Genomic DNA, 17371 nt, shown 5'->3' with positions numbered 1-17371 from the left:
CGAGGGTTCGCTGACCAAGGCGGTGGAATCTCACCGCGTCGGTCGAGCGTCTTGTCCGCCTTGCCAAGCCCAATGAGGCTGGACACGGTCAGAGAGCATCCACTGGCGTCCTGACAGCGTGTAGCAACGTTGCTCCGCCGGCTTTCCAAGCGTCTGGGGCAGCTTTTCGATGGGCGTGGAGGCTTCGCAGAAGGCGCAATAGGACCGCAGCTGTGTGGGGTCCATTGGCGGCCGCGCAGGGCGGATGATCGACAGGTCCGGGTTGAGCCGCATCAGGGCGGGCACCGCCGACCGGTATGCCGCCCAGAGGTCCGGCAGCTTGCCGATGTCGCGCACCGGGAGAAAGCCGTTGGGACAGAACACGACATGCACCGGCGCGTTCACGATCCCAATCACAGCGTCGTGGTCCTGGTGGCAGCGCCAACAGCGGTTTTTTCCGATGCAGACGGAAAGCTCCTGCAGATCGGGGGGCGGATCGACCAGTGTCACTCCGCGGCGCAGCAGCGCCTTGGTGAAGTCGGCCAGGGGAAGCTGCGGCCCGGCATAGTGCGGCGGCGGATTGTCGATCCAGGGATCCAGAACTTCCTCCTGTGGGAGCACCAGGCGGAAGAGCGGCAAGCTGGCCACGGGGCGATAGGTTGGGAGATTGAACCCGACCAGCCAAGCGCCACGCACGCCATGCGCCTCGTAGCGGTCCTGGCGGTCCTCGATGGCGGGCAGGTCGCACCGGCTCAGTTGGATCTCCAGCGCTCCCTTCCAGGAACCCGTTGGAGGTTCGACCAGTACGTCCGCGCGCCATGCTCCCTCCACGCCTTGCGCTTCTGTCGTTGCCTTCAGGCCAAGGGCTTCAGCGGCTCGGGCGACGATCGTTTTGGCGACGAGGTGGAGGGGTGACTCCACGTGCTCGCAGGCGGTGCCGGGTGTGTGGCGATAAAAGCACCAACCCAGCTTCGAGACGGCTGGGATGACCGGTGCGCCGCAGCAGCTCGCCGTCAGCCCCAGCTCGCGGTAGCAGGTCTTCAAGCTGTCCCACTCGACGGGGGACATGGACCATGCCGGGAAGCGGGCTCCGGCTTTGGAATAGGCGATGAGAGGCATGGCCGAAGCCTAACGCCGTCGGCTGCTTACGGGAAGCTATCCACCTGGCTTCTTTATGCGACCGGCCACCGCCATTACCAGGAAAGTGCCTGCCGCCCACCTTGTGTCCCGTCAGGAACGGACAGGGGGTGGTCAAGCTAACAGATAAGATAGGGAAGTGGACCCAACATGCTAGCATTCGCCGCATCCGGAATGGACTAGCGGGGCACGGCAATCGCCAGCATGAACTCGAACGTGTCCGTTTGATCAGTAGTGTTTTCAGAAGGTTTGGAGGGTTCGGCGAAAGAACAGAAAATATGGGGAGAGGCTAACTTATAGCTTGATAATGCGTACAAACGAGCGCACATTGGCGGGCATGAAGGCTGCTGGACATGCGCCGCGCCTCCCACTCCTCCCCCAAGATCCATACAGGTGCCCCATGGCGGATCGTCTGCCCGCGACCATTAACATCGGTGGTGCACTGCCCACCAGTCTCCGTTCCTCCTTGGCCGAGGTGATCGCGTTCCAGGGATGCCGTGACGAGTTTGGAAACGGCTATCTGACTGCCGAAGAAGCGGCAACGCTCATTGAAGAAGCGTTGCGCGACCAGAAGGTTCTCATGCTCCGCGACGAAGATGCGAGCAACGGCATGTTCGAGGAACTGGAAAGTTTCTTGCGGCAAAACGGCATCTGCTACAAGCGAACTAACGATGCCTGGTGCGAGATCGATTGTGCGGTTGCCCACTTCGACGGGAACAGCCTAGTCGAGCACCTAGCAGATAAGTCCGGGAATGTGGCCGTAACGGCGAAAAGGCTGGAGCAAGCACAGGCGGAAGGTACCCTGGAGGCGCTCATAGCCGAGCTCCGCCGTATCGAAGCGGGCGTTCCGCCGCTTAGCGATGGTCCCAATCCCTGGCAGGTTCAGGCGCTCGTTGCCGAATTGGAGGCGGTCGGCCGCCCTGGTCACGTCCGTCAAGGTGGTGTAAATAAGGAGGTGGTCAGGAGCGTCGTCGGTTCAGGCCACCTTTGTTGAGGGAAGCGCTGTGATGGGGGGCTCATCGGCTGCGGCGATGCCCGCCATGGTTTCAAGCGTCAGGTAACGGTGCTGGAGCTGCCAATCATCGTTCTGCTCCAGAAGGATGGCACCGACCAGCCTACGAACGCTGCTTTCATTGGGGAAAATCCCGACGACGTCGGTGCGGCGCTTAACCTCCTTGTTGAGGCGCTCGATAGGGTTTGTGCTGTGTAGCTTGGTGCGGTGCGCCTCGGGATAATCCATGTAGGCCAGCACGTCATGCTCGGCGGCATCCAGCAGTGCCGCCACTTTGGGAAAGCGCGCCCGCAGCTGATCGGCGACATGGCGCCAGACCCCGCCGGCGGCCTTGCGGTCGGGTTGCACGAAGACTTGGCGCACGGCGGCTGAGACCACCGTCTGCTGGCCCTTGGGCACGTGGCACAGCAGCGAGCGAAGGAAATGAACGCGGCAGCGTTGCCAGGTCGCGCTGAGCACTTGGCTGATGGCCGCCTTCAGCCCCTCATGGGCATCCGAGATCACCAGCTTCACGCCCTTCAACCCGCGGCGCACCAACGAGCGCAGGAACTCGATCCAGAAGGTGGCCGCTTCCGACAGGCCCAGCCCGAGGCCGAGGATCTCGCGACGGCCATCCTGGTTGACGCCGGTGGCGATTATGGCCGCGATCGACACGATGCGGCCATCCTGGCGGACTTTCAGATAGGTGGCGTCGAGCCAGAGATACGGCCATTCGCCCTCCAGCGGGCGCTCCAGGAAGGACTGCACCCGGGTATCTGGCCGTCCTCGCAAGTCTCGGACGGCATCTCCGCCTCAATGCCCCTTCGGGCCATTGCCGGCTCTGCCGTCGGCTCCGATCCTGGCACAGCGCCGAGACCTGAGACTTGGAGATGCCGGTCATTCCGAGCGCCTGGACAAGGTCATCGACCTTGCGCGTCGACACACCCTGGATCCAGGCTTCCTGGATGACGGCGGTGAGTGCCTTCTCCGCCGTCTTGCGCGGCTCCAGGAAGGCCGGGAAGTAGGAGCCCTGGCGCAGCTTGGGGATCTTCAGGTCCAGCGTGCCGAGCCGGGTATCCAGCTGACGCGGGCGCGAGCCGTTGCGGTGGGTGGTGCGCGTGTCGCTGCGCTCATGCCGGGCGGCGCCGATCAGCGCCTCGACCTCGAAGTCCATCAGCCGGTGCAGCGTGTGCTCGGCGATGGCGCGCAGGAAATCGCCATCCGTGCTCTTCTGGATCTGCTCGATCAGTGCCATTCTGTCGTCGGTCATCGTGGTGTCCTTGGTCGTGATCGTGTGTTGCAACTTGACCCTACCAAAGACGCTCGATGACCACCTCCTGTCGCCGAAGACACCGCCTGCGAGGCGGAGGATCGGGCTGGGGCCGGGCTACGCTGTGTGGGGGCTTCGCCCGGCCCCAGCCCGATCCTTCATGGGCGCTTTTCCACCACGCCTCTGGACGTTACCGGCGCGGCGGCGCGCCCCCCTTCCGGAAGCTCTGGATGAACTCGTTCACGAAGCCGCGGCAGCGGTCGGCGTGCGGATCGCCAACACCGTGTCCGATGCGGATGCGGAGAAAGCCATCACGCTGTCCGAAAAGGGCGCGTCGGAGGTGAACAACGGCGGCCTCACAGCGCAGGTCTCATACATCCTGGCTGCATTCGGATCTGACGAAGGGGTCCGGCTCATTCGGGACGCCACATCGCTCCAGACCGCCGCCTGAACGCCCAGGCGGTCGTCTCCCCGCCCCTCCCCTGCCCCTCTGCCATCCCAGGAGCGAGCATGCACCGTCAGCACCTATCAGCCACCTTCCGCGACAGCTTCAGTGTGGGCACGAGCGTGATCGAAATCCATGCCAGCCACACCAACCGGCAGCGGCCTGCTAAGCCCCACGAGGTGATGCGGCAGCTTGCCCGTGGGCAGGCGCCTTTGGGGCTCACCAGAGAGGAAAGCTATTCGTGGCGCGTGATAGCCGGCGGACGCTGTGTGGGCTCAATCCACCAAAACCCAAATGGCAGCTTCTCTTCCGGCCGCCACAACGCTCATCGCCCTGGAGCACCAGTTGAAGCGATGCGCATCGTGGCCTGCCGAATGCTGGGCTTCAACCCGGCCGCCGCGAAGGTGCACCGCCCGTGAGCCGGACAGCTTCCTCTTCGCTGGTCAGGAATGGACAGGGGAGCAAACAGCGCGAGTTCGTTCGCTGCAGTGTCGAAGAGATGGCTGCCCACGTTGCCGCCTTGTGCGCGGAGCACGGGATCACGTGCCACCCGCACTCATCCGGCGGTCGGGCTGTTCGGTCGGAAAAGCGCATTGCAGTTCGGCCTGTCGATTCGCCCATTACCTATGCTGTGGCGTTGCACGAACTCGGACACGTGCTTGGACCTTTCCAATCCCAACCGCGGCTGTTTGCTTAAGCCGGAGCATAACTCTAAGCACGCGAGAACGCCCGGGTCTGGACTTCAGCAATGATAAAGGCCATGCATCAGTGACTAGAGCGCTTCGCGGTGAAAAGGCCAAGCTTGCCATTTGGCTGAAGTTCATTGGCCGCCGCGTGTTTGCTTAGTACTCAGGCATACGGCAATTCCAAAACGACGCCACGCTGTACCTACATTGATAGATGTCGATCCCTCCTGCTTGCAGCATCAATATCCATAAAAGCTAGGACCTGAAGCATGTATTGACTTTTCAGCGTGTCGAGGCCCAGTAAATACCATCCCAGTGATCAGATTTCCATTTAGATCGCAGAGTTGCCATACTCCGGGCGCTTTCCGCCGAATGGTTGCCCACACATTATGGTATAGGTGTATCCTAGCCTCGTCGCTCGATATCCTCTGTATATTTGATGGGTTCGGCTTTTGACCGCGCTCATAATCATAAATCATTTGGCGCCCTTAGCTTCACTGTGAACGAGTTTGCTAGTTTATCACGCTTTATCGGAGACTGAAACAGCAGCCCCGTTGCTCTTGAACTCGCTCCAGCTTCCTATGAGCGGTGGGCACGTCGACGGAGCCGGTATGTTCGGCTTCCAGAACCGGAGTATGCTTTCTGGCAACTCGTGCGCTGCGAGCCACAAGATTAGGCATGTTAGCGCGTTATCTAGCCGAAACCGGCAGCGAGACAAAGAACATTGCTGTAACTTTCCCCGCTGCAGCCGCTTGAACGCCGCCCCACACATCGGCCTACCAACTAATTTCTATGAGAGTTCAACAATGACACTCAACAAGTCCAAAGCCATCGACCGGAAAGCTGTGGCCGCTGCCCGCGAAGCTCTCGCTATCTGGAAAGCTTGGGAAGCCGAGATGGACGTTGCTTACGCAGGCGAAGCTCTCGTAGGACATATACTACGCGTCCTCAAGGGCGCACTGGCTGCTGAGCAGAGTATGGCGGGGACATCCGATTTTCAAAAGGAACTACTTCGTATCGTGACCAAGTCCAGTACGGCGGTTGATCCTCTTCCCGAAGACGTTCAGTCACCTGAAGACATGAAGTTAGCGAAGGCTTGGCTTGCGACGCACGACATGACGCTTAAGAGCGTCGAGGATCGCTGGAAAACACCGTTCGAAAATGCTGGCTATGTCATTATGGAGCCGGATTTCGTGGTGGATTTTGAGGGGCTTGCGTCCGTAGACGACCCAAGCGACGAGCTGATATGGCGTGTGATCGAGAGTGCAGTTCTCAGCCGGCGTGAGTACTGGAAGCATCGGGCTTCGGTACTTCCTACGGCCGACGGTGACGCGTGATTCAATTACTATGGTCACTTCGATATCGTGATCCAGTTCTAGCAATGCGATTGCATTTTTTGTAGATCCATGGCACGCAGGCGACTGGAGCTTGTTCGCTTTAGCCGGCCTGAGCGCCCGGGGGCCGAGAACCCAGTCTCGCGGCCGCGAGGCGTCGGTAGCTTAATCCCGGTCGAGAAGGATCCTGCAGGCAGGTCTGGTACAACCTTTAAGGTGGAAGCAAGGAGGTTGTAATGGTAAAAGAAGTCCAGGTAAACGCAAATGATGTAACATTTGATCGTACATTGATGGACAATGTATTGCATTTAAAAGCGCTGCTAAGAGGTGAAGAGATTGGGCGAGGTGTGTTCGGCGTTAGAGATGGGGCGCTGATGGCGCAAGATATATTTGTTGAAATTCAGTACAGAAAACACGGCGTTGCCCGCAGAATATATGCGGAGGCCGAACAACATTTTGGAATGCAGGCGGTACCGTCCAACCTTCTTACGAGCGATAGCGCCGCGTACTGGAAGGCCAACAATTTTTCGTTGCCGAAAGGCGCGATGATAAGGCCGTATTCTTATTGGCAAATGAGCAAAGAAGAGCAGGACGAATATGAACAAACACCAGGAAACCACAAGGACGATCTTGACGATCATTACTGGAGCGAGCAACAGCGCGCGTATGATGAACATATCAGAGACAAAAAATGAGTTTCGTCCGAGGTGCCGCAATCTGTTGATTGCTTCAATCGCTCACTTCACGCTGCAACTGTAATGCTAGGTGAGCGGGCAGATATAACTGCTTTAGCTTTAATGCAAGGCACTCTAGCGGCAGGCAAATTGTCCATTACAGACGGTAATGAGGAAGTACCAGCCCAGCCCGCCCAATGCCACCGGAGCCAACGGCAGCAGGTGAACCAGAAGGGCCGCCCGAAGGCGGCCTTTCCGTTGCAGGTAGCGTCCTATCAGGATTGCCAAAAGCAGTGTTGGCGGGAGGAGCAAATGTCCGCTGGCAGCCATATCCGTGTAGGCGTTCTCGGTGGAGCCGGGCGCGTCGTACATGAACGGGGTTGTGCACGCGAACAGCAGAGAAGGCAGTATGGCGAGCGTGTAAATGACGCGTAGCGCCATAAGTGCTGTCTTCTCCTTAAACATGGCGACGCCCCCTAGCTGCACTTGCTGTAATCGCAAGACAAGCAACCATCGCAGCTTTCTTTCCTAACGAGAGTCATCTGTAAGCAGCTTGGGCATTGCCTGCCGATTGGAGCTTTGGAGGGAGCAGCGTTTACCTGAGACATTGACGAAGCAGCTCCCTCTCCCCTTGTGTCCGTGTTGGGCTCTGCCGAGCCCAGGGCCAGATTACCATGTGGCGCCAGCATGCCGACGGCCTTCATGTGGCGTTCGATCACGTCGCCGATGGCGGCCAGGAGCGACGGCACGTAGCGGCCGTTCATCCAGGCGCCGCCGCGAGGGTCGAAGACGGCCTTCAGCTCCTCCACCACGAAGCTGACGTCGCCGCCGCGGCGGAACACAGCCGAGATCATGCGCGTCAGCGCGACGGTCCAGGCGTAATGCTCCATGTTCTTCGAGTTGATGAAGACCTCGAAGGGACGCCGATGGCCGTCTTCGACGATGTCGTTGATGGTGATGTACATGGCGTGATCGCTGTCCGGCCAACGCACCTTGTAGGTCTCGCCAGGAAGCGCCTCAGGCCGGTCGAGCGGCTTGGCCAGCCCGACAGCCGCCGCGCTGCCCCCCTGCCCATCGGCGGTGTCAGACACAGACGGCGGAGTGGGAGCCTCGTCCTTTTTCACGGTGAGCACCGATCCGGTGACCGGATTAGGGCGGTACGTCGTGCAACCCTTGCAGCCAGCCTCGAAGGCTTGCCGGTAGACGTCCTTGAAAGCTTCGAACGGCAGGTCTTCCGGGCAGTTGATGGTCTTTGAGATGCTGCTGTCGATGTGCTTCTGCGCGGCTGCCTGCATGCGCACATGGGCTTCTGGCGGGAGTGTCTGGGCGTCGACGAAGTAGGCCGGGAGACCTTTGAGCGTCTCATCGGCGTTCGGGTCGAGCCCATTCAGGCTGCAATAGAGCAGGTAGGCGGCATCGTACACCTCCTCCATGCGCTTGCTGCCGTCCGGTTCGAGCACGGTCCGGGTGTAGCGCCAGGAGAAGACAGGCTCGATCCCGGAGGAGACGTTGTTGGCGAAGAGCGAAATGGTACCTGTCGGCGCAATCGAGGTCAGCAGGGCATTTCGGATCCCGTGCTCAGCAATCGCCGCCTGCACGTCCCCATCAAGGGAGCGCACGAAGCCGCCGGCGAGATAGTGCTCGCGGGAGAAGGCCGGGAATGCGCCTTTCTCCCGCGCCAGATCGACCGAGGCGAGATAGGCGCTACGGGTAAGCGCGCGCAGCCAGGTCTCCGCCGCCTCGACAGCCTGGTCCGACCCATAGGTGATTCCGCACATGACGAGCGCGTCGGCCAGCCCGGTGACGCCGAGCCCCTGACGACGCTTGTTGCGAGCTTCCTCCGCCTGAGCGGGCAGCGGGAAGTTGCTCACGTCGATGGCATTGTCGAGCGAACGCACGGCGAGCGGAACGATCCGCTTGAGACGCTCCATATCCAGGCGAGCCCGAGGGGTGAAAGGATCGAGCACCAAGCTCGCAAGGTTTATGGAGCCGAGCAAGCAGGCGCCATAGGGCGGAAGCGGCTGCTCACCGCAGTTGTGGACAACGAGCCCGCCAGCGACACACGCCGGGTCCCGCGCGATGAAGTGGTGCGTGTCGGGCTCAGTGAGATCCCAGACCTCGCTCTCCCCCACCAGCTCCAAGCTGGAGATCCAATCCCGACCATAGATGGCGGTGGGCTGCCCGTCAGGAATGGACGAGGGACGCAGTTCGCCCAGGGTTACCAGCGCATCACCGGGCAGAAGTTCGGACGCTGGAACGTCTCCTCGGTTTTCGGTGAGGACCTTGTGGTCCGCCGTCAGCTTCAGCACCACCCCGCCTTCAGTCCGCAGGCGGTAGACTGGCTTGGTTCCGGTGCGAAAAGCGGGGTTGATGGCGTGGAGGTGGCCATCGCTTCCATAGATCGCTGTTGCTTCCGTCAGCTCGGCAATTGGCAACCATCCGTCCTTGGTCAGGACGAGACTGTCGGGCGTGAGGCACGGGTTCGTCGCCGAGATATCCTCGACGTAGTGCAAGTTGTTTTTCTGGTTCACCCGGTCGACGAAGATCACGCCGGGTTCGGCATAGGCGTAGGTGGCCTGCATGATGCGGTCCCACAGCTCGCGGGCCTGCACGGTGCGGAAGACTTGGCCACCGAACACCAACGGCCAAGGCTGATCCCCCTTCACCGCCTCCATGAAGGCGTCGGTCACCAGGACCGACAGGTTGAACATGCGCAGGCGTCCCGGCTCGCGCTTGGCGTCGATGAAGGCTTCGATGTCGGGGTGGTCGCAGCGCAGGGTCGCCATCATCGCGCCGCGCCGGGAGCCAGCGGACATGATGGTGCGGCACATGCTGTCCCATACGTCCATGAAGGACAGAGGACCGGAGGCGTCAGCGCCGACGCCGAGCACGGGAGCCCCCTTGGGACGGAGGGAGGAGAAATCGTAGCCGATCCCCCCGCCCTGCTGCATCGTAAGAGCGGCCTCGCGCAGATGGGCGAAGATCGCGCCGAGATCGTCTTCGATGCGTCCCATGACGAAGCAGTTGAACAGCGTCACTGAGCGCCCGGTGCCGGACCCAGCCAGGAGGCGGCCAGCGGGCAAGAACGCGAAATCCGCCATCGCTTCCAGCACCTGGGGCACGAGCAGCTCCGCTTGGGCGTCTTTCGCAAACAGAGCAGCCGAGACACGGCGGAACGTGTCTATCGGGGCCTCCTCTCCGTCGAAAGCGTACTTGGTGCGGTGCGTCCAATCGGACACGGGTTGCCGGGTAAAGGCGGGGCGAGCGGGGAGAATGGCATTCATTTCGGTCTGGCTCAGGCTGAGGTGTCGCTTGGCTCACCGTACCGGCAGAGTGATGGTGCACGCGCGTTCGAAAAATGAAGCGTAGGCGCGCTTTTCTCAGGGTTTTTGGTGACGCTCCCTATCGGTCCAATGTGACGATGGCGAGCCATCTCATTGCAGGTGGCGCGACGTAAATGGCGTGTTTCCCAACCAGGAGCATAGCGTCAGCAGTGTTGGCGTGGCCTTGAAACCACGCCAACAAGTAATGAAAGTAAAAAAGAGCCACCCTTGTAGTTCGCTCGGTCTATTCGAGACAGAGGAGTGGGGCGCAGTCAGGAATGGACCGGGAGATATTCTGCCTTGTCTATAACAGACATAAACAAAAATAAAGAAAACCCGCACTTTTCTGTTGATGTGCGCTCGGATGTACGCTGTAATAAGCCCACAGCAATCAACCAGCCCACCCAACATTCGCAAGGAAGCAGAAAAATGCACAAGGCAGTCGCGATCAAGAACCTTCGTCGTTCGGCCAGCAACGTCCGAACGACTGATCCGCACTCCGATGTTGAGTCTTTGGCGGCAGATATTCTAGCGCATGGCTTGCTCCAGAACCTCATTGTGCGGCCGAGTGAGGGCAAGGGCATGTTCGAGGTGACGGGCGGTGGACGGCGTCTGGCTGCTTTGCAGCTGCTGGCCGCTCGCGGCGACATCACCGAGGACCACGAGGTTCCCTGCCTCATTCGCAAAGACGTTGAGGCCGACGCGACCGAGGTTAGCCTCAGCGAAAACTTGGCAAGAGTCGCCATGCATCCCGCCGACGCATACGAGGCGTTTGCCAAGCTCATCGATCAGGGCAAGACGGTCGAAGAGGTCGCCCTGCGCTTTGGTCTGCCGCAGCGCACCGTTCGTCAGCGGCTCAAGCTCGGCAAGCTCTCTCCGGTCCTGATGGGGCACTTCCGCCGTGGCGATCTCGACCAGGAAGATTGCGAGGCTTTCGCCATGAGCGACGATCATGCTTTGCAAGAGCAAGTGTATGAGACGCTTGCGCGCCACCGCTATAACCTCACGCCACACATGATCCGGCACACCCTTACGGAAGGCAAGCTCGCCGCCAGCAGCAAGCTCGGGCGCTTTGTCAGGAACGAGTACATTGCCAAGGGGCTGCCGGTCACAACTGACCTGTTTGCGGAGGATGGGACGTACCTGGACGACCGTGCCGCCGCTGTCGAAGTCGCCACGGCGAAGCTGGATGCGGCCTGCGCACAACTCGTCCAAGAGGGTTGGGCTTGGGCCAAGCCGTTGCTGGAATACGACTATTCGGTCTTCGGTGCCTACAAGCGCGTCCAAGCCGACGAAAACCCGACTCTGAGCCAAGAGGATGAGGACCAGCGTCTGGCACTGGTCGTGGCCCACAACACCATCCTCAGCCAGTACCGCCCCGACCTGACAATTGGCCGTCCCGGCGGCGCACCGGCTCCCCAGCCCAGCTCCGAGGCCGATAGCGACGATCTGGACGACACTTCGCTGGAAGCTGAATGCGCATGCTGCGGCAACCCTATTGCCGACGACTGTGATTTCCACCCGTTCTGTTCGGAGGAATGCGCGGAAGAGGGCGAAGCGGAGCCGTTCGACGGCGAAGAGGACGGTGAAGACGGAGAGGGCGACAGCCAGACGGTCAGCTCCACAAAGGTGGACATTCCCGAGGCCGATGCGCAGCGCATGGCGGAACTTAAGCGCCTAATCGCCGAGATCGATGAGAAGACGACCCCGCGTTTCAGCGCGGCGATCAAGGCCAAGTCAGGCGCTTTCGTGCTGATTTCGCACGATGGGGACTTCGACTTCCGTCTGGGCTACATGGTGCCCGGAGCGAGCACCGAGGAAGGCTCGCCGGTCCTGACGCCCGACAGCATGCCGCAGCAGACCGCCGCGAACACGGACAAGGCTCAGAAGGGGCCGTACAGCGCCGCTCTGGCGTCCGATCTGGCGGCACACCGCACGCAGGCTTTCCAGATCGCGCTCGCTCAGCACCCTGCCTATGCCAAGAGCTATCTCCTGTTCACGCTCTGGGAGCGCTTCGGGCGGCTCGGCTATGTGGTGTCCTCGTCCAGCCTCACGGGTGAGGTCGCGCAGCCGACGAACACTGTTACCGATATGGCGACAACGCTCGCAGCCAAGGCGATGCAAGCCATTAAGGCGTCCTTCCAGGCGAAGCTGAACCCGAGCGACGGCGATCCGGTCCACAATCTGGAGGTCTTCAAGGCCATCCACGGTCTGTCCGACACCGAGAAGGACGCGCTGCTGGCGTACCTCATGGCATCGACCGTGACCTGTGGCCTGTCGGAGCACGGTGGTCGTGTCGATCCGATCACCGAACACATCGGCCAGCAGATCGGTGCTGATCCGGCCAAGTGGTGGAGGCCCACCGGTACGGAGTTCTTCGCCCGCGTCTCCAAGGGCTATCTTGCAAGCGAGGTGACCGTGCTGGGCCGTGGTGTGCAAGCTCTGGCGGCGCAGAAGAAGGGCGTAATCGCCGAGAAGCTGGATCGCTGGTTCGCGGACCCGAGCGCGATGAAGCTGTCCGATCTCGGCCCGGTGGATGCCGCTGCCGATGGCCCGATCTCTGTCCAGATGGTGGAGCAGATCGGCAACTGGCTGCCTGTGGGCATGGCGTGGACCCAGAACGCGGGCGAGAATACGGATGGCGAGGCTCAGGACGAAGCTCAAGCAGACGCCGCGTGATCCCGGCAGTGGCGTGCGGCCTGTCCGGTCGCACGCCACCAAAGGAAGAGGATTCTCTTAAGCGACCGGACGGGGACCGCCCTGCCCGGTCGCAAGCGTTTCAACCTCGCCCCGCCCTGTCAGCAACGGACAGGTAGCCGAACATGCCCCCTGCCCGTCCTCCCAAGCACAGAACCGCAGAGAAGTCGCGCCGAGGATCATCTTTCGAGGGCGCGAGGGCATGGCGTTCTCGGTCAGACTTCCGGTCCATGCACCAGCACGCGGAGGGCAGCATGGCGGGAAACGACATCACACTCGCTCGGATTTCGGGCCGATCCAAACCCAGCCCGACCGCCTGCCCTACCTGCGGATCGACGCGCAACGGAGTGGTCGAGACGCGCGGGATGGCCGACAACTCCATCCGCCGCAAGCGCCAGTGCGCAACCTGCGAGCAGGTCTGGCTCACGGTCGAACGTTCCATTCCAGCCTTTATGGACGATGAGGTCCAGCTCCGGCCCGAGGCGCTTGGTGGGCAGACCAACCAAGCCCTCCCCCTGGTCAGGAACAGACAGACGCGCCATCGGATGCTCGTGCCCTTTGGCTTCCTGTTCCCGTGGATGGAGCCACAGGAGCGGGAACTGCTTCTGCTGTTCCGGCAAGCCAGTGCCCAGGACCGGGGTGCGATCCTGGCCATGGCTGAGGCATTCGCTCCCTTCGGAGCCGCTGGCACCGTCAACGAACTTGGTGATCGCAACGGCTCGTCAGACACAGACACGAGAGAAGCGCTTATGGAGGATGGCCCATTGTCAGGAATGGACAGACAGGAAAAACAAAGCAGCGTGGAATAACAGCTTCTGCGGCGCTCAAATGTACGCTACCATGCTTGAACTAAGTCGCTTCAGGCAGGTGCCACATGTCGGGAACCAACAGCAGCATTATCGTCTGTCAGGAATGGACTGACAAGTCTTTGGGTGCGGTCGCCGCACATGCCACACATGTCTGCGCCTGACGCGGTCCTCGGTCGAGCATTCCCATGGCCCGCCGCGTTCTTCGCCCATACCAGCAGGAAGATCGGGACACGATCCTCGCCGCGCTCCGCAAGCGCCGCAACCCGCTCTACAAGCTCCCTACGGGGGCTGGCAAGACGGCGGTGTTCAGCGACGTGGCGGACATCGTGTCCGGCGCGGGATGGCCGGTGATGGTGCTCACCCATCGCTTCGAGCTGCTCAGCCAAACCAGCCAGGCGCTGCACCGAAACGGCCTAGCGCACGGGCTGATCTTTCCCGGACGCATGCTGGCGGCCGAGCGGGTCTATGTGGCGAGCATCGACACGTTGGCCGCTCGGCTGGAGCACTACGGGTCTTTCTTGGAGAAGATCCGCCTGGTGATCCCGGATGAGTGCCACCACTCGGTCTGCACCAAGTACATGCGGGTCTTCGATGCGATGGACCGCGCCCTGCGTCTGGGTGTGACGGCGACACCGTTCCGCAGCGATGGGACCGGCCTCGGCACCGTGTTCGACACGCCGGTGGAAGGTCCCGGCATGGCTTGGCTAACCGAGCAGGGCTATCTGGCTCCCGTCGACATCTATGCGCCCCCGCTCCACCTGGATCTCCGCAAGGTGCCAGTCCGCGCCGGGGACTATGTGCCGACCGAGCTGGAACGCATCCTCGACAACCCGGAGGTCACGGAGCCTGCCGTCCAGCAGTACGCGAAGCTCGCCCATGGCAGGCCCACCGTCGTCTTCTGTGTGTCGCGCCGTCACTGCCGACATGTGGCCGAGCAGTTCGAAGCGGCTGGGTATGCGGCAGCTCCGGTCGACGGGAAGATGCCCGACGAGATCCGGGCCGCTCGATTGCGGGGGCTGGTGGACGGAACGCTCCAGATCGTCGTCAGCTGCGAGATCGTCTCGGAAGGCACGGATCTGCCCGGCGTGGAGTGCGGAATCATGCTGCGCCCGACGAAGAGCACCGGGATGTTCTTGCAGCAAGGTGGGCGGCTGACACGGCTCTCGCCCGGTAAGAGCCGAGGCATCCTCATCGACATGGTCGGCAACACGCTCGAGCACGGCATGCTGGACGAGGACCGTGCCTGATCTCTGGCCGGTGGCTACGACCACCTCGATGTGACGCCGGTGCGTCGCTGCGAGCGCTGCTACCGCGTCGCCCGCATCTCACGGGAGTATCCGCGGTGCGAGGAGTGCGGAACGCCCTACCCGCTCGCGCTGACGCTGCCCAACGCACTCGACGGCAAAATCAACCGGCGCCGGGTGCTCAGGTCCATGACGGACGAGCAGCTGCGGACCGGGCGGTATGGAACGCTGCTTGGGCTCGCAAAGTCCGTGGAGGACCTGGAGCGCATCGCCCATGCCAAGAAGTACAGCCGCGCCTGGGTCCGATACAAAGCCGTCGAACTCGGGCTGGCAGGCTGACACGAACACTAGGAACCCTCGCCTACGGGCAAGCCCTCGCCAAACCACACACCAGCATTCACCTCTCCAACAGAAAGCCAAGTCGATGACCACCGAGATCGCCGTCCTGCACACGCCCAAGGCCTGGGGCCGCTGCTTTGAACCGCCCTTCCTCTACGCCGCGGATGATCGCGTGCTCGCACCGGACGTGGTGCTGGTGAACGGGCCGGTCGGGGTCGCGCTTCAGGACATCCAGGGTGAGGTTTGGTGGCATGCCTTCTGGCGCAAGACCGGGCGGGTCTATGGCAGCTTCCCGGACCTCGACCTGGCCAAGATCTTCGCCGACAGCTTCCGGTCCGTTCCAGGGATCGAGGAGATGGTGCAGGTCCAGCGGACCAGGAACGACCGGCTGGGACAGTGCATCACCGCACTCCGGCGATCCGTGTTCGACACCGCCCGCAGTGGGCAGCCGCCAATCGACCCCAGCACCAAAAGGCCTGCAGAGTTCGCGCGCTTCAGCTATCTGTCGTGAGCCAACGCCAGCTGTGGATCTCCTCTCATGCGCGCCCTGCCCTCGCTCCTGGTCTTCCTGTGTCTGAGTCAGACAGCTCTGCCCGGTGCGGCCGACGCCCAGACGTCGGCGCCGAGCCGTCAGTCAGACACGGACAGGAGTTGCATGACGACCCGGCAGGCGGTGCTAGCCCGGGACTCGCTCGTGGAACCGGTTGTCCGGAACTGCACCGTGGTTGGCGGCCGCTGGGAGGATGCCTGGACCGGGGTCATTCTGGAGCGCCCAAGTGAGGCCGAGGTGTCGCATGTTGTGCCGACGCTGGCGAGCAGCGACAGTGGCGGTCAGCTCTGGACCGCTGAGCAGCGGCATGCCTTCCTGAATGATCCGGACAATCTGGCCGTCACCGCGGCGGCCGGAGCCAAGACGATGGAACGCAAGCGCAGCTTCGGGCCCGCCGTGTGGCTGCCTAACGATCCGACCCGCCGCTGCATCTACGTGCGCCGTTGGCTCTTCGTGAAGACGAAGTACGACCTGACAGCTTCTGCGGCTGAGCTCGATGCGCTCCGCCGCGCCATGGCGACCTGTAGTTCGGAACAGAGCGGATCGCAGGCCGGGCAGGGCGAACAGGGCGGGCAGGCGAGGGACAGGGCAGGGGCGCCCGCAACGGCGAGCGACTTGTACCGATGAGACGAGGCGCGGCTCGCCGGGTCAAGGGAATGGAGGACGCTTTGTTAAAGGAAGAGACAACCAACGTGAGTGAGACTGGAATGCAGACCTCGGGTATGCCGCGCGCTGCCTTCACCTTCTGGCGCGTTTCGCGGGGCTACACCAAGAAGCAGGCGGCTGAGGTTCTGGGGCGTGGAGAGTCCACCCTGCGCCGCTGGGAGAGCACCATCGGTAAGCCTCAGGAGATCCCCTTCGAGATCGCCCTAGCCTGCGCCGCTGAGGCCGCCGGCGTGCCGCCCTACGGCTGGGATGAGCGTCTTGGCGTGATGCCTCCGAGCGCTTTCATCGAGTTCCGGCGGCTGATGGGCGCAAAGCTGGGGCAGGGGCGCGAAATCAACCAAGTGCAGGCAGCCGAGCTGCTGGGCATGAAGTCGAAGGAGACCATCTCCTACTGGGAGCTGGGCCGCCGGCGGGACTCTGGGCAGAGGGTCACGATCGACAAGTCCACCGCCCTCGCCTGCGCAGCGCTCCTCAACGACCTGGAGCCCTGGACCAGAGAGGCGTAAGCCCAGGCCGCCTATTGAGGTCCTGAAAATCAAAACGGCCCGTGGAGTTTCCCGGGCCGTTTTACATTGTCGAAGTGCCTCTAGCGGACCGGCGTCGGCTTAGCTTCCCGGTACCGGCCAGAGGATCGGTTGAACATCGTCCGGTACGCGATGGCGGCCGCGGGCGAGCGGGTGGATGGGCGAGCCGTTGGCCGTGACACCCAGGCAGTGCAGCTCGGGTAGGCCGAGCCCTGCCCGGCTTTCCAGGAAGCGCTGAGCGCGGTCCAGAAACTCGCCGCCATTCCCCCAGGCCGCCACGACCAGGCCCGCACCACGGAATGCCGTGTGAAGCCAGTGATCGTTGTCAGCGCCGACAGGGTCTGCGGAAGCCTGCATGACGGTCGGATGCGGAGACCGGAAGCCGAACAGGTTCGTCATGGTGAAGGCGCCAAAGCCCCACGCCTGCGCCCAGCGTTGGACGCGGGTCACTGTGGGGTCGAGAGCCTCCTCATGTGCAGTCGATGGGTTTAGGCCGATAACTTGCATGTACGGCAGGCGGTCATCCCAGACGCGCCAGAGCGTGAAGCGGTGTGTGGAGTCATGCCGGTCCGTGTGCGACCAGGCGCACGGAAAGCCGGGATACCGGTTGGTGTCCACGCGAGCAAACTCGAACAGTGCGGTCATGGTAGCGGCCTTAGCATGGACGGAAGTAGACGAGGGCAGGGCAGGGCAGGGCCTCCAA

Annotated in this window: 16 protein-coding genes and 1 pseudogene; 12 read left to right on the top strand and 5 right to left on the bottom strand. The window is 62.1% G+C overall.

Going from position 1 to position 17371, the window contains the following annotated elements; genetic code table 11:
• Window positions 1-30: 30 nt before the first annotated feature.
• On the bottom strand, window positions 31-1098 hold the full coding sequence (locus tag JUB11_RS26635; RefSeq protein WP_207461824.1) for a hypothetical protein: 1068 nt from the start codon (window positions 1096-1098) through the stop codon (window positions 31-33).
• Window positions 1099-1516: 418 nt separating this feature from the next.
• On the opposite strand from JUB11_RS26635, the gene JUB11_RS26630 reads away from it, so the two are divergent.
• Window positions 1517-2110 (top strand): hypothetical protein, encoded by a 594-nt coding sequence (locus JUB11_RS26630; RefSeq protein ID WP_207461823.1) that lies wholly within the window; start codon window positions 1517-1519, stop codon window positions 2108-2110.
• Here JUB11_RS26630 and JUB11_RS26625 read toward each other — a convergent pair.
• A pseudogene (locus JUB11_RS26625) lies at window positions 2093-3377 on the bottom strand (IS256 family transposase). The gene JUB11_RS26630 and the pseudogene JUB11_RS26625 overlap by 18 nt on opposite strands.
• Between JUB11_RS26625 and JUB11_RS26620 the strand changes: the two are divergent.
• The 4 genes from JUB11_RS26620 to JUB11_RS26605 all read left to right on the top strand — a co-directional run bounded on the left by JUB11_RS26620 (window position 3331) and on the right by JUB11_RS26605 (window position 6537).
• Window positions 3331-3828 (top strand): hypothetical protein, encoded by a 498-nt coding sequence (locus JUB11_RS26620; RefSeq protein ID WP_207461822.1) that lies wholly within the window; start codon window positions 3331-3333, stop codon window positions 3826-3828. The pseudogene JUB11_RS26625 and the gene JUB11_RS26620 sit on opposite strands and share 47 nt — an antisense overlap.
• Before the next feature lie 59 nt (window positions 3829-3887).
• Window positions 3888-4241 (top strand): hypothetical protein, encoded by a 354-nt coding sequence (locus JUB11_RS26615; protein ID WP_207461821.1) that lies wholly within the window; start codon window positions 3888-3890, stop codon window positions 4239-4241.
• Between the two features lie 1073 nt (window positions 4242-5314).
• On the top strand, window positions 5315-5845 hold the full coding sequence (locus tag JUB11_RS26610; RefSeq protein WP_207461820.1) for a hypothetical protein: 531 nt from the start codon (window positions 5315-5317) through the stop codon (window positions 5843-5845).
• Between the two features lie 233 nt (window positions 5846-6078).
• On the top strand, window positions 6079-6537 hold the full coding sequence (locus JUB11_RS26605; protein WP_207461819.1) for a hypothetical protein: 459 nt from the start codon (window positions 6079-6081) through the stop codon (window positions 6535-6537).
• A 114-nt stretch (window positions 6538-6651) separates the two neighbouring features.
• Here the strand turns inward: JUB11_RS26605 and JUB11_RS26600 are convergent, their stop codons facing one another.
• Together JUB11_RS26600 and JUB11_RS26595 are read right to left on the bottom strand one after the other, a co-directional pair.
• A complete protein-coding gene (locus JUB11_RS26600) occupies window positions 6652-6981 on the bottom strand; it encodes a hypothetical protein (protein ID WP_207461818.1) in 330 nt (109 codons plus the stop codon).
• An 11-nt stretch (window positions 6982-6992) separates the two neighbouring features.
• Window positions 6993-9800: a ribonucleoside-diphosphate reductase, adenosylcobalamin-dependent gene (locus JUB11_RS26595; RefSeq protein WP_207461817.1), complete on the bottom strand. Its 2808-nt coding sequence runs from the start codon at window positions 9798-9800 to the stop codon at window positions 6993-6995.
• Between the two features lie 468 nt (window positions 9801-10268).
• Between JUB11_RS26595 and JUB11_RS26590 the strand changes: the two genes are divergently transcribed.
• The 7 genes from JUB11_RS26590 (at window position 10269) to JUB11_RS26560 (ending at window position 16650) form a co-directional block, all read left to right on the top strand.
• On the top strand, window positions 10269-12518 hold the full coding sequence (locus JUB11_RS26590) for a ParB/RepB/Spo0J family partition protein (protein ID WP_207461816.1): 2250 nt from the start codon (window positions 10269-10271) through the stop codon (window positions 12516-12518).
• Between the two features lie 272 nt (window positions 12519-12790).
• Window positions 12791-13345 carry a hypothetical protein gene (locus JUB11_RS26585; RefSeq protein WP_207461815.1) on the top strand — a complete coding sequence of 185 codons (555 nt, stop codon included), beginning with the start codon at window positions 12791-12793 and terminating at the stop codon, window positions 13343-13345.
• A gap of 185 nt (window positions 13346-13530) precedes the next feature.
• The gene (locus tag JUB11_RS26580) at window positions 13531-14592 is read left to right on the top strand and encodes a DEAD/DEAH box helicase (RefSeq protein ID WP_207461814.1); all 1062 of its coding nucleotides are present in this window, start codon (window positions 13531-13533) and stop codon (window positions 14590-14592) included.
• Window positions 14593-14622: 30 nt separating this feature from the next.
• Window positions 14623-14928, top strand: a complete 306-nt coding sequence (locus tag JUB11_RS26575; protein WP_207461813.1) for a hypothetical protein — start codon at window positions 14623-14625, stop codon at window positions 14926-14928.
• An 85-nt stretch (window positions 14929-15013) separates the two neighbouring features.
• Window positions 15014-15439, top strand: coding sequence for a hypothetical protein (locus tag JUB11_RS26570; protein WP_207461812.1), 426 nt, complete (start codon window positions 15014-15016; stop codon window positions 15437-15439).
• 144 nt (window positions 15440-15583) lie between these two features.
• Window positions 15584-16105, top strand: coding sequence for a DUF1524 domain-containing protein (locus tag JUB11_RS26565; protein ID WP_207461811.1), 522 nt, complete (start codon window positions 15584-15586; stop codon window positions 16103-16105).
• Window positions 16106-16170: 65 nt separating this feature from the next.
• Window positions 16171-16650, top strand: coding sequence for a hypothetical protein (locus JUB11_RS26560; protein ID WP_207461810.1), 480 nt, complete (start codon window positions 16171-16173; stop codon window positions 16648-16650).
• A 99-nt stretch (window positions 16651-16749) separates the two neighbouring features.
• Here JUB11_RS26560 and JUB11_RS26555 read toward each other — a convergent pair whose 3' ends face one another.
• A complete protein-coding gene (locus JUB11_RS26555; RefSeq protein ID WP_207461809.1) occupies window positions 16750-17313 on the bottom strand; it encodes a DUF1643 domain-containing protein in 564 nt (187 codons plus the stop codon).
• Between the last annotated feature and the right edge of the window lie 58 nt (window positions 17314-17371).

Source organism: Azospirillum sp. SYSU D00513 (assembly GCF_017356015.1).
Lineage (GTDB): Bacteria > Pseudomonadota > Alphaproteobacteria > Azospirillales > Azospirillaceae > Azospirillum.
This window is presented reverse-complemented; position numbering and strand designations above follow the sequence as displayed.